Below are 18,957 nucleotides of genomic sequence, written 5' to 3' on the forward strand. Positions count from 1 at the left end.
GCACTAGGAGTGATTTGAATGGAAATGGTTATTCTTGTCGATGAAAAAGACAATGAGATAGGATCAATGGAAAAGATGGAAGCACATGTCAAGGGAGTAAAGCACAGAGCCTTTTCAGTGTTCGTATTCAACTCGGAAGGCAGGCTCCTCCTCCACAGGAGAGCACTTGACAAGTACCATTCTGGAGGCCTTTGGACAAACACATGCTGCAGTCATCCAAGACCTGGTGAAACCTCAATTGGGGGAGCTCATCGCAGGCTGATTGAAGAGATGGGCTTTGATACTGAACTTGAGCATGCTTTCGAGCTGAGCTATGAGGTCAGGTTCGAGAGTGGAATATGGGAGAATGAATACGACCATGTTTTTGTCGGCAGGTATGATGGGAAATATGCCTTGGACAGCAGTGAGGTACATGAAGCAAAATGGATATCCATTCCTGAACTCAGGGAAATGATCAAGAGAGAACCTGAAAGCTTGACACACTGGTTCAGGCTGATCATGGAAAATGAGCAGTTCCTCAAACACCTCGAAAATATGGAATTGAACGACTGACAGCTATTTTTCGACAAAATTAATAGTTTGTTCAGATATGCATAATACCAGTTTCTTATTTGTTGGATATCATAAATAAAGATACAGCGTGGCCCCTGTAGCCTGGAGGACAGCTCCTTGCAACAATCCTCACTGTATTGACAGTTCCATGTCGAATGAGCTGGAAGCAAACAGTGCTTCCAGCTCACTTTTTTTGCTTTTCTCCAATGGATTCCCTGCAGTTTATAGTAAATTGAGTAAACCAAAACACTAAATATACTGGAGTATCCATGGAAAATACATGTTTGTGATTCAGCCAAAGAATAACAATAATAGTCAACGCGATTTAGTCGTGTATTTACAATAGATATGTTGCCTCAGAATACCCCTATTTCAAAACAATCTTGTCCGGGAAAGCCTGTTTTCTCGAGACGTTCCACATCCTGTCGATATAGGCTGTTGTATATACCTGTTCTATGTGATGATAAATCCCGGCTGCTTTGTCGGTCAGCTCATAAATGTTGTCCTTTCTGATAATGAAACCAAGCTTTTCAGCAATAAGCATTTCCAATCCATACATTCGGTTCAATGGAACTCCAACAATTTTCTCGAATTTGACCGGATCAATCCTCAATGCATAGGCACTCCAGAATAGGAAATAGGCTGCACGCTGCCGCTTAGTAAATTGGAGTGTCAATGAAGTCGGAAGAGATTCTTCATTTACCCTATTGATATAGCCATCGATTGAAAAAGTGTTGATTTTGAAGATATCCTTAAGAAGACTTGTAGCTGACACTCCGAATCCCAAGAATGTATCCCTTGTTACTGAGGAGTATTTTTCGGTCCCTCCCTTTGCGAAGGTCCAGACTGAAGTCCTCTCAAGGCCCATGTTTCGGCAGCTAGAAGCAAGCTGCTTCAGCATCCTCTTCTTCACCTTTTCAGGCATGGGCCTGTACGCATTGTCAGCGAAGGTGAAGTCTATGAACGGATAGGTCGATACCTGGGTTGCACCATTATCAAAGGCTTTGCCTATGTCATCTGCAAGTGTTTCATCAGTTTGACCTGGTATCGCGAAGATAAGGTCGACATCGGTAACTTCAAAGCCATGATTCTTGACCAAACGCACCTTATCTTCAAATGGCTCCCACTTCCTCCCAAGCTTCTCCAGGCAGCCTTTGTTGAAAGACTGTATTCCAAGGCTTACCATGGTTACCCCTGCTTCAGAAAGCTTGTTGAGGTTCGCCTCAGTGATGTCTGTCGGATGAAGCTCTACCCCGGTTCCACCAGTAATGATGAAATGCTTTTTAAGGCTTCCGATGATATCCTTCAGGTCATCAATCATAAGTGCAGGCGTCCCTCCGCCGAAATAGAGGCTTGTAACCCGCTTGGGAAACTTCAGGTCCCTTGTCACCAGGTCGATTTCCTTCAGAAGTGCTGCCTTGTAGGCCGCTGCCCTCTTGACATCATATATCTCCTTGCAATATGGACAGAAGCTGCAGATGGACCTGCAGAATGGAATATGAACATAAAGCCCAAGGTCATCAAGTTTTTCAAACTCCAGCCTGTTCTTATAATTGCCTTCAAATACAAAAGGCTTTAGCGATCTTGTAAGGATTATTCTTAAAAGTGATGTGAGAAGCATCTCCATCCCTCCTAGAGGTATCTTAAGTATGTTCGCAGCATGTCGAAAATGACACTGACATGTCCTGAAAATACCAGCGAGAACTCAGCTGCGAAGAAGAAGCCGCATTGGGAGCAGAGGTTTGGGATTTCGATGCAGCGTCCGCAGGTCCACATCTTTCCGTTTTCCATCACAATGCATTGATGGCAGGGAGTCCTGAAGCTGTTGTCAATGATATAGGGGAATGCGCTCCTGAGATTGAAGATTGGATATCCTTCACCAATCAATCCTTCAATCTGGTCACAGCAGTCCTTTCTCTCTTCTCTTGTAAGCATAAGACCCTCTGTTCCAGGATAAGGGGTGTGGAAGTTGAAGGAAATTGCCTTTACATTCGGTAAGCTCTTAGCAGTTTGACATACTGTCTCGATATCCCTTTTGTTTATATTGTTTATAGCCATATAAAGGCATATATTGTCTGAGATTGAATCTGTAATGTTTTCCAGAATCGTGTCGTATGTATCTCCCCGTATGTAGTTATGATTCTCCCTTCCTCCATCCAGGCTCACCATTATAAGGTCTGCTTCAGGCACATCCAGCCTGAATGTTCCGTTGGTGACTATGTTCACCAGCAGGAAACCCATTCTCTTCGCTTCGATGACAAGGTCCCTGAGTGTGATTCCATGGACTTGCCACAGGAATGGTTCTCCGCCGTAAAGGAAGAGTATACGGATTCCATCAGAGTACATTTTTTCCATGTCAGCCTTTATCTGGATATAAGGATAAATCACAGAGGTAATGTTTCCAACAGCACAATGCCTGCAGGAGAGATTGCACCTGTCAGTAAGGATGATGGACCCCATTAGAGGCTCCTGTCTCCTCAAAATAACTGTTTTGATGCCGAAGTAAGCCAGTTCAAGGAATGTTCTTGGTTTCATGTCATACCTCCCTGGCATGTCACTTGCCTGACGTTTCTTCAAGGTCAGCCTTTATTCGTTTGAACTCCTCAGCATCGATCTCACCCTTTGCATACCTCTCACGAAGAATTGACATTGCATTATCGTTTCGATTTTTTGGATAATCCGTCCTTACAATATATTTCTTGAACATTTTTACTGCAATGACTATTACGACCGCCCAGAAAAGAAGGTACATTGCCATGGAGGCCAGGCCAAGCCACCAGGACTCCCCTTCCTGAAACAATTGGCTGCTGGGACCGTAGAAAGGATGCATGTAAATCCCTCCTTATAATTTGGACAAATACAAAAGCCGGCCAAAGGGCCGGCTTGCGAGCGTATGATTATTCAGCAACATTGAAATGCGGGGTCGCATTCACCAATCCCTCAGGGATATCCTATAAGTCAAGTATAGGCCTTTCGGGCTCTGCTAGCAACAGTACCAGTCTAATCAGCGTTGTCGCCTTCGAATACACCTGGCATTAACAATAAGCCAAAATAGGGAATCATTTTTCTTGATCACTCTGAGTTTTAATTTGGACTCCCATCAGCCTGGCTCCCTCTTTTGACTCCATAGACAATATGGCAGGCTCTGTGATGAAAACCTGGTTTTCCTTCAAGACTGATGTCTCATCATTTTTCCTAAGCAATACTTCACCTTTGACCACATAAAACATGACGTAGGTCTCCATATGGCAAGGAGGGATACTACCGCCGGCCTCCAGTACTATTACTCTTGTCTTGAACAGGTCATTCTGGAAGAATACATTAACCTGCCTGTTTTCATAACCCTGAGCTTCCAGACTCATCAGGTCAAATATCTTCATTTACTTAACCAACCTCATATCTGTATTTTTTACCAAAGTCGATTGCATCCTTAGGACATACGAGTTCGCAGTTATAGCACTGATGGCAAAGCTTGGAATTGATGTCAGCTTTCTTGTTCTGAGGCAATACCAGTATTGCCTGTGAAGGGCATGCCTTCTCACACAGTTTGCAGCCAATGCATTTGTCTTGGTCAACTCTTCTGGAAAAGAATGCGAACTTCCCTGCAAAGCCCTGCAAAATTCCAAAAGGACAAATTTTATTATGAAAGACCTCCGGTTTATATCTTAAGGTCACCAATACTGAAAGCACAAGAAGGTATAAAAGGACGGGAACATTTACTCCGGTAAGTTTTTTCACGGCAGCCATTGAAGCAACGCTGGCAAAAAGCACAACCCATCCCAGCCAGCCGCTTTCAAGAACTTTGGGAGTATCTTTGAGTTTAATGCCGAGCTTCTTGTCGATCCATTCAGTAACGATCATAAGTGTATTCATCGGACATATCCATCCGCAGAATATCCTGCCAAAGAACAATGCTGCGATTAGGCTTACGCCGAAAATGCCTAACCACAGAACTGGCGTACCCTTAGACATTATGAAAATGAATAATACCAGGAAACCAATCCTTATCAAATTGATCTGAAGCTTTTTTGTGTTCATTCTCCATCCTCCGTTTTTTTAATTCCAAGCTCATCATATCTTCCAATAAGCCTTTCTATGCGCGCTTTTCTCATTTTCATGATCTTGATCCTCTTATCAAGTTCGATTGTTCCATTCTCAGATATCCTGTATACCCTTCTCTTGGGACCCTGTCCGCCTTCTTCCCAGAACGATTCTACTAGCTTTTCCTTCTCCATGTTCCTTAAGGTCCTATAAAGTGTACTTACATTCAGTTCTTCTTCAGAGAAACCGAAAAATGAAAGCTCCTCGACAAGTCCATAACCATAACCGACATCATCATAAAGAAGCAATAACAGACATACCTCCAGGAACCTTTCCATTTTGTGGCTTTTGCTGTTGAAAATCAGACCATGCTCATCACTCATCGGCTACCTCCATAAATCTTACTATATGCATAGTGAATATAGTCATGTTGCACATAGTATAAAAGCAATTATGAACAAAGTCAACAAATTAAAATACCGGTATCCTGGAATCAATCCCGAATGCCGGTATCTTTGAAATGGGATAATCAAATTTTCAGCAGCCTGAAATACGGTTGTCAATTCTGAATAAACCTGAACCAATCAACCATATGCCTGCCATTCTCTTTGATAATTCGAATCAGACCGGCGACTTCCTCCGTTGATAGGGTCCCATCCTCATGTTCATATGAGACTACCGCATTAAACTTCATAGTTCCATCAATCTCATTGTCTGCCTTGCTTAACACATAATCATCCGCTACAGCCTTTACAATATCGGATTCCAGTACATCGAACTTCGGTATGATCCTGTTGGAGACCAAAGTGTTCCTGCATTTTTCGGTTAGCAGACCGTCGAAGTTATTTGTGATGAAGGCTTCAATTTCGGATTGAGGATTCGCCGAATTTATGAGGTCTTTAACCTCAGCCTTGTTTTCGTATTGTGCATAATATGAACTGATGAACGTGATTGCCGCTTTCTCTTCATCATTAACGACGCAAGAGCATGAAGCTAGTGCCATAAGCAGGGATAGAAACATTACAAGGATCTTTTTCACCGGGCACTCCCCTTTCTCTGGATTTTTAAAAGCTGGCAACTGCAAAATGTTTTCTGAAGTTTTCTTCAGATTGAACACTTCTTGCTCCGAAGTAGCCTCTTCAATTGCAGTTGCTCCTGTTTTTCAGAATTCGCTGGAACAGCATTTTTGACGCATGCAGTTGGAATCATCTTTAAAGAAAGCATCCGACGCTTTCTCTTATGGCCATCCATCTTAAACATACATTGCTTTATATTATTATATCACGAATATGTATACTGAGTTAAAATGTCGAATAAGTGATGGACGATGATATTGAACTTTGGTGATAAGAAAGGCCGTCTTCACAGACGGCCAGGTTGAGTTCATGTATTCTAGTACTGAGTTCCAGTCTGAGGGGCAGAAACCACCTCGTATATTTCAGTGAAGGTTGCAGTTGCATATGCCTTGACCCATGGATCAAGGAACCCGAGTGCAAAAGCACTTACCATATACCAGCCTATGAAAGACAAGTCAGTAACGAACATTGCACTCTTGCTACCAAAGGTCATCCTGGATGACAGCTCCTGTGCTTCCTTCTGCTTCATGGCGGGATTCTCCGCAAGTATCCATGGCACGTAGTAGTATTCATAGGACTTTATGATTCCGGGTATGATTAAAAGCAGGGTCCACAGGAATATCTTGAGGTTCGTGATGAATACTGCCGACACTATGTTCATGTAGCTTCCATCGCTGAAGACGGAGAACAATACTCCAAGGTCAGCCCTGTCCTTGTTTCTCGCAACAGTCAGGAAGTATCTGGAAAGTCCAACAACAATGGGTCCGCCGACGAAAATGGAAATCAGAAGTCCTGCCAGCCCTGCCAGTGATCCCAGCCATAGGTACGGGAGGCTTAAGAGCCAGTTGAAATCCTTGTCCACTACTCCGGGCATACCTTCGCCAACATTGAAGTCCCATTTGAAATTGCCTATTTCAATGGATCTGTTGATTGAGTCGCTGCTGTAGGTAGAAGCAACGTCAATGAAGTTTTTACCGGCGAGTACCATGTATATGAGGGCAGCTATGCCAGCCATTAGGAATATTCCCTTAAGTGACGCCTTCGCCCTCATCTTCATTTCTTTTCTGTCCCAGGTCATTCTATACTTTCCCCCTTTTTTGCCACAAGAACTGCGAGTGCGATGGAATTGAGCTTGACTCTGCTTGAGTCAGCCCTTGAAACAAGAACTATCGGAACCTTAGCTCCAAGAACAAGTCCTGCGCTGTCTCCTCCTGCCATATAGGTCAGTGACTTAGCCAGAATGTTACCTGCCTCCATGTCCGGAACCAGAAGCATGTCTGCATCACCGGCCACCGGGCTCTCATATCCCTTGATTTCTGCAGCATCCCTTGATACTGCAAGGTCGAAGGAGATTGGGCCTTCGATGATTATGCCCTCAAAGCCGGCTTTCCCTGACATTTCCTTCAGGGCCTTTCCATCAAGCGTGCTCTGAAGCTTAGGATTCACCTTTTCAACTGCTGACAGGCAGGCCACCTTGAAGGGGCTTATGCCTAAAGCGTCTGCAAGGACCTTTGCATTACGGATCATTACGCTCTTTTCAAATAGCCCGGGGTACATCACGACTCCTCCATCGGAGACCATGAGGAGCTTGCTCCTGTCCCTGAACTCGAAGGTCATTACATGAGAAAGAAGCCCCCCATCTTCGACCAATCCTTCATTAAGGACCGCCTTCAGGATTACTTTGGTATCAACGAAGCCCTTCATAAGTATAGAGGCACGGCCTTCGCTGACATCCCTGCAGGCAGCCTTACAGGCTTCCTCATCGGAGGTACAGCTGACAATGGTGAAACTTTCGGCATCAGTTTCGAGCTCATCCAGGATGGTTCTGATTTTCTTCTCATCACCATATAGGATTGGCTCGACTAATTCTTCAGATGCAGCACTTAGTATAGCTTCAAGCACTTCCTTGTCGCCTGCGCAGGCGACTGCAGTCCTTATGCTCTGACCTTTAGTAAATTTTATGATTTCGGTCATGGTTCTCATTGTTAGCCCTCCGAAGTTTCGTTTACTTACATCCAGATTATACATAAGTATTGTTAAAATGAAATTAAAGCATATATGTTTTAGTAGTTAATCGATGACTCCTCGATTGATGAGATGTCCTTAGATCCTGTAAGCAGCATCGCGCCCCTGAGCTCTGCACGTATCTTCTCCGCGTAGAGGGAAACGCCTTCCGCACCTCCGCCGATTGCATACTGTGCGAATGGCCTGCCGATGAGAACACCGTCAGCACCAAGGGCGAGCATCTTGAATACATCAACCCCGGACCTCACACCGCCATCAACGAATATGGTGGTCTTGCCCTTGGCAACCTCTGCAATTGTGCTGAGCACGCTGCAGGTAGCCGGAGTGCTGTCGAGAACCCTGCCACCATGGTTTGACACCACTATGGCATCCGCGCCGGCCTGGACCGCCAGAAGAGCCTCACAGGGCGTCATGATGCCCTTGATTATGAAAGGAACCCTGAGGGCTGCCTTAATCTCCTTGAGGTCTTCAAGGGTCTTGGGGTCCACCCTGTGGCCATGCATCTTCAGAGTGTCAAGCCCGCACGAGTCAATGTCAACTCCTATCGCAATAGGGTCAGATTCCATGGCAAGCTCTATCCTTGACAGCAGCTCCTCGTTGTCCCATGGCTTTATGAACACGATGCCTCTGACCTTCTTTTCCTTAAGGACGGATATGTTCTCCTCTATGAAGGATTTGAAGGCTGAATCTCCTACCATCGGAATTATTCCGCTGTCCCTTGAGCCCTCGATAAGCCCGGTTATATATTCCCTTTCAGTCATCTTGTTTCCCATGTTTATTGCTACTCCGGTAACTGGAGCTGGGAATACAGGGAATGGCATCCTTACCCCGAAAAACTCAGCTGATGTATCAGGTTCTTTAACTTCGTGTATAGATTTCATGTTGAGTGATACTTTTTTCAATTCGTTATAGTTGTTCATGAAGGAGGATCCTGTACCCTTTCCTCCCATGCCTGGGACTTCACCCCTGCAGGCGACTCCGTTGCACTCCTGGCACATCCTGCACTGCGGCATCATAAGTTCCTTGGCTTTTTGCGATACTTCTTTCAAATTCATATATTAATCCTCCAATAATCATTTTCATCATAGACTTCTATTCCGTTCTCAAGCAGAAGGTCACAGGCGATTCCGTTGCCTTCGATAAGGATTCCGCCAAATGTTCCGTCGTATATCCTTCCCTTGCCGCAGGAAGGGCTCTTAGCCTTGAGGATTGCCTTTGTGGCACCTGACTCCAGGCAAAGCCTCAGTACTTTCTCGGCGCCGGATTTGAACTCAAGTGTCACGTCCCTTCCGTCGATTGAAAATACCCTGCCATCCCTTATCTCCGACTTAGGCCTTGGTATCGGAAGTCCGCCAAGAACCTCCGGACAGACGGGAATAAGCTCATACTTCCCGGAAAGAGCGATTATTTCTTCAACTGACTTACCCGTTCCATCATACCTGACCTTCTCACCGAGAAGGCAGGCGCTTACTACTATCTTTTCCATTTGTTGCCGCTCCTATCTAAGGGTCACTATTGTGACTCCCTGACCGCCTTCGCCATATTCTCCTGGTCTTGATTTCCTTACATGGGGATGGTTTCTCAGCATCTTGCCTATTTCTTCCTTCAGGACACCAGTACCCATGCCATGAATTATGGTAACCTCATTGAGTCCTCCAAGGCTGGCTTCATCCAGATACATATCCACCCTGTAGGTAGCCTCACCGGAGTCTAACCCTCTCACATCGCATGATGTTGAGACAGCCTTCAGGTTCAGCCTTACTTCCCTTTTCCTGATTTGTTTCTGTTCCTTCGTTTCCTTGGATTCAAGCAGGTCGCTGCTGTTGACGTTCATCTTCATGATTCCCGCCTGGACCTGGACGTTTCCGTCCCTGTCCGGTCTTGTAAGGACTGTTACTCTCTGGTTGAGAGTCGCAAGCAGCACCTCCTTGCCTGGAGTAAGGTCCTTTGCTGCAGTTCCCTTGACTCGCTCCTGCTCCCTTTCATCTGCTTCCTGGCTGTCGAGGCCAGTCTGGATCTTTTCCCTGATATCCTGAAGCTTTCGCCTGCCCTCGGTACCGTAGCCGGAATTTTCAAGCTCACGAAGGTTCTTGAGGATTTCATCTGATTTTTCCTTAGCCTCCTTGAGGTATCTTCTGCCTTCCCTCTTGGCATCCTGAAGGGCGTTATCCCTAATCTCATCGATCCTTGACAGCTTTCTGTCCAGCTCCTCCTTCTTCCTTTCGAGGGCTACCCGAAGCGCTTTTGCCTCTTCCGCTTCACGTGTAGCCTTCATGCTGTCAGTCTGAAGGTTTTCAAGAAGGTCCTCGAATTTTAGAGTTTCGCTGTCTATGAAGCCCTTAGACCTTTCAACAATGTAGTCAGGAAGTCCAAGCCTCTTTGAGATTAGAAAAGCGTTGGATTTTCCCGGGACTCCTATAAGAAGCCTGTATGTTGGCCTCAGCGTCTCCACGTCGAATTCAACTGAAGCGTTTACTGTTCTCGTGCTCTTAAGCGCATAGACCTTCAGTTCGCTGTAATGGGTGGTAGCAATGATCCTCACTCCGCGTTCCTTCAGGGTGTCAAGAATAGCAGCAGCAAGGGCGGCACCTTCAGTAGGGTCCGTACCTGCTCCAAGCTCATCAAACAGCACAAGGGACCTGTCATCGGCCTTGTCGATTATCGATACTATATTTGTCATATGGGACGAAAAGGTTGAAAGGCTCTGCTCGATGCTCTGTTCATCGCCTATGTCAGCGTAAATTTCATGGAAATTTCCTATCGAGGAGCCTTCGTTTACAGGTATGAGAATACCTGCCTTTGCCATAAGGTGCAAAAGACCCACGGTCTTGAGGGTGACTGTCTTGCCTCCGGTATTCGGGCCTGTGATCACAATGACAGTATGGTCGCTCTTCATGTATATGGTCGATGGAACAACCACATCCTTTGGTATCAGAGGATGCCTTGCCTGCAGAAGCTCGAAGGAAAGGTCGTCTTTCACCTCTGGCCTTGTGCCGTCAACTGACATGGAGTATTTCGCTCTTGCGAATATCATGTCAAGCTCATAAATGGCATCGGCATTCCTTGTTACTCCTGCAATATTTGCCTGGACCTTGCCTGAAAGCATCCTCAGGATCCTCTCGACCTCGGCCTTTTCCTTCAGCATTAGCTCCTTGATGTCATTGTTCAGATTCACCAGGCTCATTGGCTCTATGAACAGAGTCTGTCCGGTGGCACTCTGGTCGTGGACCAGACCAGGGACGCTGCCCTTGTGTTCTGACTTGACCGGGAGCACGTACCTGTCTCCCCTGACAGTATAAAGATTGTCCTGCAGGAACTTTTCGTTGGACCTGACAAGCGACTGGATCTTTTCCTTGACGCTTGCAGTCTTGTCCTTAAGCGCTCTCCTGATTCCGAAAAGCTCAGGACTGGCTTTGTCCGAGACCTCATTCTCGCCAATTATCGCGATGAATATCTCATTCTCCAGAGCTTTGTAAGGTGTAACACCATATAGGATTTCCTTCAGGTGCCTGTGGCTGTCCGAAGGACCCACATACTCCTTGAATTCCCTGCTGCTCCTTAGTATGTTCGCGATCCTGAGGAGTCCTGAGGCTCCCGTGGAACCACCCTTTCCTATGAACTTCAGGTTGTCCCTGACATCGTAGATGCCCTCGAAGGGGGCTGATCCTTTGGAATAAAGGAGAGCCGCAGCCTCCTCAGTTTCCGATAGCGACCTTTCAATGTCCTCCCTGTGCTCATAAGGCTCCATTCCTGATATTATGTCCGCTCCTGCGGAGCAGACAGCATAAGCCTTCACCTTTTCAATTATCATGAAGTATTCGAGCTTTTCCATGCTCTTTCTGTTCACTATTCAACACCTCTCTTGTAGTGTCCCCTGTTGAAGTCAGATGTGCTGAAGGCCCTTTCACCCTGGAAAGCGCTGACAAGCTCAAACGATTCGTCATGACTTTCAGTGGTAAGGTCCATCCTGAAGGATGAGAAGCCCATCCACTTTAAATCATTTGCAGTGTCGAGGATGTTCTTGGGTTTGGAATTCATTATGAAGCTCCTGCAGAACCAATCCGTCATAACCCTGAATTCCTCACCCATCCTGTCCTTCAGGGAGTAGTTCTCCCTCATGCAGGCCTGGTTGCAGGCTTTCTCACTTGTCATTCCTCCAACGGCAGCCCCAACCGGGCAATATTCGCTGTGCATGAGCTCCTGCTTTCCATAAAGGATGCACATGAGCCTTTCCTTTCCTTTCAGTTCCTTGAGCTCAGACCTGTTGAGTTCTTCGCTCACTGTGCCTCCTGAAATATCCTCGCCAAAAATTGCAAGGCTTGAACTGTTGAAGAGGTTCAGCTTATAGTCCCCGATTACCGGGCATATGCCCTTGAGAGCCCGAATAAGACCCATGTTAGAAGTAAGTACACCTCTTATGTGGCCACCTTCGACAAGCCTCCTGATAGATGCAAGGACCATGTCAAATTCACCCTTCAGTATGGATGAAGCCCTGAGGTAGAACCTGACATCAGGATTCTCAATTGCCAGAGTTTCAAGCGACTTAAGGTCAACATACTGTTTACCCCTGTACCAGGGGTATGCAGCTATATCCAAAGCACCAGCTTCAACTGCAGCCTTAATCTGTTCAAGCGTCGCAGCCACCACAAGCTTTGATGGAAGGACCGGAGCTGATACTTTAACATTAGAATCAGATACTTTTCTTTCAGGGACAATTCTCTTCGCGGATGAAATCCTGTAAGCCAGAAGCTGTTCAAGTAAGTCACGCCTCATGGCATTCAGCTCGGAAACAGGAAGGAATCCGTCCTCAAAGACATCAGGAGTAAGGTCGGATATAAAATATGGTCCCTCAGTCTTCTTCATGGCTTCAGTGATTCTGTCAAGGCTGAGAGGAGCCTTCATGGCCTTCTCGACAATCCTTGAAGAAGCCTTGAAAACCCTTCCGTCGAATTCTGCAGTTATTTCGGCCTCTCTGCCTGGTGCAAAGACAAGCCTTGCTGAAATTGGAAGCTTCCTTCCATACCTGTTCTCATAGCTTTTTGAAAGTTCCTCCATAAGTCCCTTGTCAAGGGTCTTGTACAATGTACCCGAAGGAAGTCTCCTTGTGCTGTCAAGCTTAATAGTATCGCCTTTTGAAGCAGACTCGATGGTCTCCCTGCCTGAATACATCCTGGAGACTGTCTGCCCCTCGTCGCCGACCCTCACCCCGTCGCCCTTTGACAAAGGCTTGCTGAGTTTTATTGTTCCGTCAGGAAGGACAGTGCCTATCTCAAGCCCTGCATTCTTCGGATTATGAAACGCCATCATGTCCTTGCCATGCTTTCCCTTGAACCAGCCATCCGAAAAGCCCTCCCTGTTGAATACCTGGAGCAGCTGCTCACGGTGTTTCGGGTCAGACTTTCCATCGAGCTCTTCCCTGAATGCACGAACAGTTTCAGCAACATATTCCGGCTTCTTCATCCTCCCCTCAATCTTAAGTGAGGATGTTCCAGTAGACTTTATGTCCTTTATCATGTCTATTGCTGTAATGTCCTTAGGGCTCATGAGATACGCAGATGCAACCTTTTTCCCGTCAGAATCCATGAGGTCATAGGGAAGCCTGCATGGCTGTGCACATCGTCCTCTGTTGCCTGACCTGCCTCCAAGTATTGAAGACATGAGGCACTGTCCTGAATAGCTTATGCAAAGTGCACCATGTATGAATATCTCGGTCTCGACTCCGAGGTCGATGCTGATATGCCGAATTTCCTCAAGTGACAGCTCCCTGGCAAGGACAATCCTTTTGATCCCTTTCTCAATGAACCAGAGGGCACCCTCTCCATTATGCACTGAGAGCTGAGTCGACGCATGCAGTTCAAACTCCGGAAGAGCCGACCTCAAATTCGAAACGAGACCCAGATCCTGCACAATCAGTGCATCCACACCTATCCTGTAAAGAAAATCCGCATAGGAAAGAGCCTCATCCATTTCGCTGTCCTTGATGAGTGTGTTTATAGTTATGTATACCTTGACCCCATAGCCATGGCAGTAGTCCACTGCCTTTTCAAGCTCTTCATCATCGAAGTTCGAGGCATATGCCCTTGCAGAGAACCTGGTGCCTCCGAGGTACACCGCATCGGCACCGTTCTGAACCGCCGCAACCATAGCTTCGCTGCTCCCCGAAGGAGCAAGGAGTTCTATCTTATCCAATCCATTCAACTCCAAAAATTATTTCCCAGTAAATTATACCACATGAACAAGGGACAGGCACAAATCGCTTGTGCCTGTCCCTTATGATTGGTGTCATTTTTCACGTCTTAGGATTTAGTCCTCACTTGTAAGCGCAGCAATCGATGCCAGCATGATTTCCATTACCTTAAGGCTTGCGGTTATCATGATTCTCACAGTACCCTCAGTTTCGATATACTGTGTAGTCATCTTCGACCTTCCGTACTCCGACGGCTTGGAATTCATGAGTGCTGTTGCAGTGTTCACAATCCTTAAGGCTTCGCTGTGGTCCAAGACCTCTATGTCAACTACAGAAGATACTGTTATCTTCCTCTCGTCTCCATCGAAGCCTGATTTCCTGACTGGCTCCTTCTCTGCTCCTCCTGTGAATACCGACAGGTCATGTCCAGTCACCCTCCAGCTCTTTCCGACCTTGGATGCCTTAAGCTTGCCTTCCCTTATGTACCTCTGTATGGTCTTGGAATGCATATTCAGCATCTCTGAAATCTGTTCAACGGTGTAGTATTTCTCAGTCATTTCTTAAAACTCCTTTTACTTGAATATAATGTAATTATATGTAACAATAAGGAATAATGCAATAGGCATAAGTAACAATTATGAATCCTGAGGCACTGAATACATAGTTTTGGACAATAATTCGAAAGGATGCCTTCCTTTTGCCAATACTGCAATAAAAGTTGAGAATCATTTGAATTCCAGGTATGTGATATTATTGTTGATCTTATACTTTAAAGACAAGTGATGACTTGAGGCATTTTTTCGGATTCTGAAAATTGGCTGAAAGATTGTGCTATAAGTTGCAAAAGCACCAGATTAAGGTGTACTCTTGTCTATGTCTGTATAATTTCAAGCTGTTGTGAGGTAGTATAAATGGATATTTCTGTGATTTTAGATACAATGCTGGTGCTGTTCGGAATAACGGGCCTTGGCTATGGAGCCAATAAGGCTGGAATCCTCGACGAGATTTCAAATGGAAGGATTTCAAGGCTGGTTCTGAACGTTACAACGCCACTTATGATAATCAATGCTGTATTCAGCGAATCGCTGACTGGTGACAAATCAGAGATAATCATAATTTTTCTGCTCGGGATAGGGATGTATGCGATACTTCCTGTTTTCGCTAGGATTGCAGTAAAGCTTATGCGTATAAGTCCTAATGACTCAGGCACATATGAGATGATGCTGATATTCGCGAACACCAGCTTCATAGGATATCCGATCATGAAGTCCCTGTTTGGCGACTGGGCGGTCTTCTACAGCTCGATCCTTAACATGCCATTCAATTTCCTTGTGTTCACATACGGAGTCTATCTGATTTCAAGGAATTCAAAGGACACATTCAAGTTCGGGGCACGCGAGATACTGAATCCTGGAGTTGTTGCTTCCCTGGTTGCACTCCTCATATACTTTACAGGAATAACCCTTCCAGACAGCATCATCAGGATCATGGGCATCGTCGGAGACACCACAGTACCGCTGTCAATGCTTACGATAGGGTCTTCTTTGGCTCTCATTCCTGTGAAGGACCTGTTCAGGGAACCCAGGCTGTATATATTATCGGCGATAAAACTCCTTATAATGCCTTCTGTCTGTTACCTGCTGCTCAGTCTGGTGATGAAGGACCAGTTCCTTATCAACATGATTACGATAAATGTAGGACTGCCAGCTGGCACAATGACTGTAATGATCAGCAACCAGTACAATGGAAACACCAGGATGGCTTCAATTGGAGTATTTATCACTACACTTGCATCCGTCGCGACAGTACCACTTATCGCATACCTGTTCATGGCTTGACTGGTAACGACAATAATAAAAACACAGATCCCGGTACCAATTTTTTTGGTCCGGGATCTTATTTATGGATTAGTGCTTCTTGCTTTTTCCCTGATGACTGGATTCCTTTCCTTCTTGTCCTTTACCTGATTGATTTGCGTGTCAAAAAGCTTTTTCTGCAGGTCAAGGACCTTGTATTTGTATGATTGGAGCTCGAATTTAAGCTCTTTGTTCATCTTCGAGATATGTTCGTTGTCGTCCCTGTATTCACGGGCGCTTTCGGAGGTCAGGTGGAGCTCTGTCTCAAGCCTCTTGATCTCCTTGTCCTTTGCGAGCAAGTCATCGCCTGCACTGTTCTTTTTCTCTTCAATCGCATTGTTCAGACTTTGGTTCTCACTGCGAAGCCTTTCAATCTCCAGCTTGAGGTCATCTATCTCTTTGCTTAAAGACGCCGCTCCGCTCTCAACGCTTCCAGCCTGGGACTTGACCGACAACAGCTTGTCCTCAGCCTTCAGCTTCTCATCAACTGCATTCATAGCTGCCAGTACGGCTGCAGATTGTGTGCTGATCATGTAATTCTTCTCGAGTATAGACTCGATCATCTTATTTACTGTGGTTCCCACCTTGCGCAGATGCTCCTCGGTCTCGTTGCCCTTGATGCTGTATTCAGTTCCATTGATTCTCATGGTGACCCTGTTCAAAGAAAGACCCCCCTTTTAATTGACCCGCTTTAAGTTATATGATACACATTTGACCGGACCTCTGCAACCTTCAGGAAAATTTAACATGATACCGAAGCGGCCATTTCTTTTTAACATCCCTGTCTGAAAGCTTACCGAAGTGCTATTATGAAATAAAGGAGTGATTTTATGAAGCATACGATATCAAATGGGATGATTGAAGCTACATTCGAGGACCGCGGTGCGGAGCTCCTGAGCCTGAGGGATGCTGAAGGTGAGGAATTCGTCTGGCAGGGAGACAAGAAATACTGGGCTTACCATGCCCCGCACCTCTTTCCGGTTGTGGGAAGGCTTATAGATGATACACTTCATTATGAAGGACGGCACTTCAATCTGGTGAGGCATGGATTTGCAAGGGTATCTGAATTCGAGGTTGCAGCTTCCTCATCTGATACAGTGTCATTCAGGCTTGCTTCAGGCGACGATACTCTGAAGTCATATCCATTCAGGTTCGAGTTCTTCGTGACTTACAGAATCAAAGGTAATAGCCTTGAGGTTGAATACAGGGTAAAAAATAGGGATGACGGACCCATCTGGTTCTCTGTGGGAGGACATCCTGCATTTCTGGCGCCAAGGAATGAAGGCGAGGAATTTAGTGACTACTACATCGAATTTGGAGCCAGGGAGAACCTGATGTCAAAAAGGATACTCCCATCAGGCTTTATGGCAAGGAATCTTGTAAGTCACGGCACAGCAGATAAGCTTAAACTTACCACAGGCCTTTTCGACGATGATGCCCTGGTATTCGGGAACTTAAGCAAAAATACCGTCTGGCTCAAGTCTTCCAAAAACAACAAATCACTCAGGTTCGATTTTCCGGGATTCCCGCTCCTCGGAATATGGACAAAGACAGGAGGAGCACCATTCATATGCCTTGAGCCATGGTTCGGCCATGCTGATTATGAGGATTTCTCCGGTGATTTCAGCCATAAGGAAGACAATGTAAAGCTTGAGAAAGATGGTGAATTCAAAGCATCCTTCACTATCACACTTGAATAAAAAGCAAAGAAGCGCAAAATCTGCGCTTCTTTAATTTCTAAACACGTTTATTCCATTTGTATTGAAAATCCAAATTAGAAGGTTGCTCCAATCCTGTATATTCCGAATTCCCTGTGTCCAAGCTCTTCAGCTTTGACCAGCTTTCCGTTGGACACTTCAACGATCATGTCAAACAGCTCTTTGCTGACTTCTCTTATTGTCTTGCCTTCAGAAATTACACTTCCGGCGTTAAGGTCGATGTTGACCTTCATCCTGCTGTAGGTTTCAGGATTGCCGGTTAGCTTGATTACAGGAGCTATGGGGCTTCCTGTCGGAGTGCCTCTGCCGGTCGAAAATACTATTATCTGTGCTCCGCCGGCTATCATGCCGGTTATCGAGTCGATATCCTCCCCTGGAGTATCCATGAAGTAGAGGCCCTTCTTCGATGGCGGAAGCAATTCACCATATTCAAGTACACCTTCAAAATCGCTGTCTCCTGCCTTGAACATGCACCCAAGTGACTTTTCCTCAATGGTTGTGAGACCGCCTGCGATGTTTCCAGGAGTAGGCTGTGTTCCCCTCAGGTCTGAACCCATGGCAATTGCCTTCTTCTCAACGTCATCGACCATCTCAAGGAATCTCGCTCTTGCATTCTCATCATGGAACCTCTTTTCAAGAAGGTGCTCAGCGCCTATTACTTCTGTTGTTTCACTCAGTATGCAGCTTCCGCCTTGACCAATGAGGATATCTGAAGCTGCCCCTATAACAGGATTGGCTGTGATACCTGAGGTAGGGTCTGAACCGCCGCACTCGAGTCCAAGTATGAGCTCGCTTATGTCGAATTCGCTTATCTTTGCTTTCTTGACCTCTCCAGCGATCTCCTGGAGCAGCCTCACACCCTTTTCAATTGTATTGGGAGTGCCACCTTCATCCTGGATAATGACTGTTCCAATCGGTTTGCCTGTATCCCTTATTCCATCTGATATTACATTCGCCTGAATACCTTCGCATCCCAATCCGACTACAAGGACTCCTCCAACGTTTGGATTCCTGCCGAAGCCTATGAGTGTCCTAATTGTCTGGACCAGGTCCGCACCGACCTGGCAGCAGCCATGCTGGTGAGGGATGGCTACAGCTCCGTCTACCCTTGCGGCTATCCTTGAAGCGGTCTCTGAAGCGCACACTGATGCAGGTATGACAAGAATATGGTTCCTTATGCCGAAGCTTCCGTCTTCTCTTGCATATCCTTTAATCCTCATTTGTCCCCCCTGCCTCTCAGGCTTTCAATGTTGTGGACATGGGCAAGGGTTCCTTTCCTGATATCCATTGTAGCCTTGCCTATGACCTCACCATATTTAATGACGAATTCTCCCTTTTGGATGAAGACCAGTGCTACCTTATGGTATTGGGGGATATCCTCTTCAATGACTATCTCCTGGTCATCTGCAAAAATAGTCTCACCTTTTGTGAGAAATCTGAGGGTTGTCGCCAGATTGTCCTTTTTATCAAAGTGCACAATTGGATTCATAGTACCTCCCCTT

General features: G+C 46.0%; 20 protein-coding genes. 3 read left to right on the forward strand and 17 right to left on the reverse strand.

Annotated elements, in window-relative coordinates; translation table 11 throughout:
• The first annotated feature begins 18 nt into the window (after window positions 1-18).
• The gene (gene idi / locus J2Z34_RS06190; RefSeq protein WP_209458998.1) at window positions 19-552 is read left to right on the forward strand and encodes an isopentenyl-diphosphate Delta-isomerase; all 534 of its coding nucleotides are present in this window, start codon (window positions 19-21) and stop codon (window positions 550-552) included.
• A gap of 367 nt (window positions 553-919) precedes the next feature.
• Here idi and J2Z34_RS06195 read toward each other — a convergent pair whose 3' ends face one another.
• The 14 genes from J2Z34_RS06195 to J2Z34_RS06260 form a co-directional block, all read right to left on the reverse strand.
• Window positions 920-2,173, reverse strand: a complete 1,254-nt coding sequence (locus tag J2Z34_RS06195) for a radical SAM protein (RefSeq protein ID WP_209458999.1) — start codon at window positions 2,171-2,173, stop codon at window positions 920-922.
• Window positions 2,174-2,184: 11 nt separating this feature from the next.
• Entirely contained in the window at window positions 2,185-3,087 is a 903-nt protein-coding gene (locus J2Z34_RS06200) for a radical SAM protein (protein WP_209459000.1), read from the reverse strand.
• Between the two features lie 19 nt (window positions 3,088-3,106).
• On the reverse strand, window positions 3,107-3,382 hold the full coding sequence (locus J2Z34_RS06205) for an SHOCT domain-containing protein (RefSeq protein ID WP_209459001.1): 276 nt from the start codon (window positions 3,380-3,382) through the stop codon (window positions 3,107-3,109).
• A gap of 229 nt (window positions 3,383-3,611) precedes the next feature.
• Window positions 3,612-3,932 (reverse strand): cupin domain-containing protein, encoded by a 321-nt coding sequence (locus J2Z34_RS06210; RefSeq protein ID WP_209459002.1) that lies wholly within the window; start codon window positions 3,930-3,932, stop codon window positions 3,612-3,614.
• Between the two features lie 4 nt (window positions 3,933-3,936).
• Window positions 3,937-4,590, reverse strand: coding sequence for a 4Fe-4S binding protein (locus J2Z34_RS06215; protein ID WP_209459003.1), 654 nt, complete (start codon window positions 4,588-4,590; stop codon window positions 3,937-3,939).
• Entirely contained in the window at window positions 4,587-4,976 is a 390-nt protein-coding gene (locus J2Z34_RS06220; protein WP_209459004.1) for a PadR family transcriptional regulator, read from the reverse strand. Before J2Z34_RS06220 ends, J2Z34_RS06215 begins: the two co-directional genes overlap by 4 nt.
• A gap of 176 nt (window positions 4,977-5,152) precedes the next feature.
• Window positions 5,153-5,710, reverse strand: a complete 558-nt coding sequence (locus J2Z34_RS06225) for a hypothetical protein (RefSeq protein WP_209459005.1) — start codon at window positions 5,708-5,710, stop codon at window positions 5,153-5,155.
• A gap of 275 nt (window positions 5,711-5,985) precedes the next feature.
• Complete coding sequence (locus tag J2Z34_RS06230; RefSeq protein WP_209459006.1) at window positions 5,986-6,747, reverse strand: DUF975 family protein; 762 nt, start codon at window positions 6,745-6,747, stop codon at window positions 5,986-5,988.
• Window positions 6,744-7,652, reverse strand: a complete 909-nt coding sequence (locus J2Z34_RS06235) for a bifunctional enoyl-CoA hydratase/phosphate acetyltransferase (RefSeq protein ID WP_209459007.1) — start codon at window positions 7,650-7,652, stop codon at window positions 6,744-6,746. The genes J2Z34_RS06230 and J2Z34_RS06235 overlap by 4 nt, the downstream gene beginning before the upstream one ends.
• An 80-nt stretch (window positions 7,653-7,732) precedes the next feature.
• Window positions 7,733-8,749, reverse strand: a complete 1,017-nt coding sequence (locus tag J2Z34_RS06240) for an alpha-hydroxy-acid oxidizing protein (protein WP_209459008.1) — start codon at window positions 8,747-8,749, stop codon at window positions 7,733-7,735.
• Window positions 8,746-9,180, reverse strand: coding sequence for a 2-thiouracil desulfurase family protein (locus J2Z34_RS06245; RefSeq protein ID WP_209459009.1), 435 nt, complete (start codon window positions 9,178-9,180; stop codon window positions 8,746-8,748). Before J2Z34_RS06245 ends, J2Z34_RS06240 begins: the two co-directional genes overlap by 4 nt.
• 12 nt (window positions 9,181-9,192) lie before the next feature.
• Window positions 9,193-11,541 carry an endonuclease MutS2 gene (locus J2Z34_RS06250; protein ID WP_209459010.1) on the reverse strand — a complete coding sequence of 783 codons (2,349 nt, stop codon included), beginning with the start codon at window positions 11,539-11,541 and terminating at the stop codon, window positions 9,193-9,195.
• A complete protein-coding gene (locus J2Z34_RS06255; protein ID WP_209459011.1) occupies window positions 11,541-13,883 on the reverse strand; it encodes a U32 family peptidase in 2,343 nt (780 codons plus the stop codon). Before J2Z34_RS06255 ends, J2Z34_RS06250 begins: the two co-directional genes overlap by 1 nt.
• A gap of 114 nt (window positions 13,884-13,997) precedes the next feature.
• The gene (locus J2Z34_RS06260) at window positions 13,998-14,438 is read right to left on the reverse strand and encodes a helix-turn-helix domain-containing protein (RefSeq protein WP_209459012.1); all 441 of its coding nucleotides are present in this window, start codon (window positions 14,436-14,438) and stop codon (window positions 13,998-14,000) included.
• Window positions 14,439-14,792: 354 nt separating this feature from the next.
• Between J2Z34_RS06260 and J2Z34_RS06265 the strand changes: the two genes are divergently transcribed.
• Window positions 14,793-15,719 carry an AEC family transporter gene (locus J2Z34_RS06265; protein WP_209459013.1) on the forward strand — a complete coding sequence of 309 codons (927 nt, stop codon included), beginning with the start codon at window positions 14,793-14,795 and terminating at the stop codon, window positions 15,717-15,719.
• Between the two features lie 62 nt (window positions 15,720-15,781).
• Here J2Z34_RS06265 and J2Z34_RS06270 read toward each other — a convergent pair whose 3' ends face one another.
• The gene (locus tag J2Z34_RS06270) at window positions 15,782-16,399 is read right to left on the reverse strand and encodes a cell division protein ZapA (protein ID WP_209459014.1); all 618 of its coding nucleotides are present in this window, start codon (window positions 16,397-16,399) and stop codon (window positions 15,782-15,784) included.
• 168 nt (window positions 16,400-16,567) lie between these two features.
• Here J2Z34_RS06270 and J2Z34_RS06275 point away from each other — a divergent pair, with 168 nt between their 5' ends.
• Window positions 16,568-17,437 carry an aldose 1-epimerase family protein gene (locus J2Z34_RS06275; protein WP_209459015.1) on the forward strand — a complete coding sequence of 290 codons (870 nt, stop codon included), beginning with the start codon at window positions 16,568-16,570 and terminating at the stop codon, window positions 17,435-17,437.
• Window positions 17,438-17,511: 74 nt separating this feature from the next.
• Here J2Z34_RS06275 and J2Z34_RS06280 read toward each other — a convergent pair whose 3' ends face one another.
• Both J2Z34_RS06280 and J2Z34_RS06285 read right to left on the reverse strand, forming a co-directional pair.
• Window positions 17,512-18,675 carry a UxaA family hydrolase gene (locus J2Z34_RS06280; RefSeq protein ID WP_209459016.1) on the reverse strand — a complete coding sequence of 388 codons (1,164 nt, stop codon included), beginning with the start codon at window positions 18,673-18,675 and terminating at the stop codon, window positions 17,512-17,514.
• The gene (locus J2Z34_RS06285; RefSeq protein WP_209459017.1) at window positions 18,672-18,944 is read right to left on the reverse strand and encodes a UxaA family hydrolase; all 273 of its coding nucleotides are present in this window, start codon (window positions 18,942-18,944) and stop codon (window positions 18,672-18,674) included. The genes J2Z34_RS06280 and J2Z34_RS06285 overlap by 4 nt, the downstream gene beginning before the upstream one ends.
• Window positions 18,945-18,957: the final 13 nt, after the last annotated feature.

The organism is Youngiibacter multivorans, from assembly GCF_017873395.1.
GTDB lineage: Bacteria > Bacillota > Clostridia > Clostridiales > Clostridiaceae > Youngiibacter > Youngiibacter multivorans.

Coding starts and splice junctions, on each gene's coding strand:
- J2Z34_RS06240 (WP_209459008.1), bottom strand. CDS start 8,749: ATGAATTTGAAAGAAGTATCGCAAAAAGCCAAGGAACTTATGATGCCG.
- J2Z34_RS06285 (WP_209459017.1), bottom strand. CDS start 18,944: ATGAATCCAATTGTGCACTTTGATAAAAAGGACAATCTGGCGACAACC.
- J2Z34_RS06195 (WP_209458999.1), bottom strand. CDS start 2,173: ATGCTTCTCACATCACTTTTAAGAATAATCCTTACAAGATCGCTAAAG.
- J2Z34_RS06230 (WP_209459006.1), bottom strand. CDS start 6,747: ATGACCTGGGACAGAAAAGAAATGAAGATGAGGGCGAAGGCGTCACTT.
- J2Z34_RS06210 (WP_209459002.1), bottom strand. CDS start 3,932: ATGAAGATATTTGACCTGATGAGTCTGGAAGCTCAGGGTTATGAAAAC.
- J2Z34_RS06205 (WP_209459001.1), bottom strand. CDS start 3,382: ATGCATCCTTTCTACGGTCCCAGCAGCCAATTGTTTCAGGAAGGGGAG.
- J2Z34_RS06280 (WP_209459016.1), bottom strand. CDS start 18,675: ATGAGGATTAAAGGATATGCAAGAGAAGACGGAAGCTTCGGCATAAGG.
- J2Z34_RS06220 (WP_209459004.1), bottom strand. CDS start 4,976: ATGAGTGATGAGCATGGTCTGATTTTCAACAGCAAAAGCCACAAAATG.
- J2Z34_RS06200 (WP_209459000.1), bottom strand. CDS start 3,087: ATGAAACCAAGAACATTCCTTGAACTGGCTTACTTCGGCATCAAAACA.
- idi (WP_209458998.1), top strand. CDS start 19: ATGGAAATGGTTATTCTTGTCGATGAAAAAGACAATGAGATAGGATCA.
- J2Z34_RS06245 (WP_209459009.1), bottom strand. CDS start 9,180: ATGGAAAAGATAGTAGTAAGCGCCTGCCTTCTCGGTGAGAAGGTCAGG.
- J2Z34_RS06260 (WP_209459012.1), bottom strand. CDS start 14,438: ATGACTGAGAAATACTACACCGTTGAACAGATTTCAGAGATGCTGAAT.
- J2Z34_RS06275 (WP_209459015.1), top strand. CDS start 16,568: ATGAAGCATACGATATCAAATGGGATGATTGAAGCTACATTCGAGGAC.
- J2Z34_RS06235 (WP_209459007.1), bottom strand. CDS start 7,652: ATGAGAACCATGACCGAAATCATAAAATTTACTAAAGGTCAGAGCATA.
- J2Z34_RS06215 (WP_209459003.1), bottom strand. CDS start 4,590: ATGAACACAAAAAAGCTTCAGATCAATTTGATAAGGATTGGTTTCCTG.
- J2Z34_RS06265 (WP_209459013.1), top strand. CDS start 14,793: ATGGATATTTCTGTGATTTTAGATACAATGCTGGTGCTGTTCGGAATA.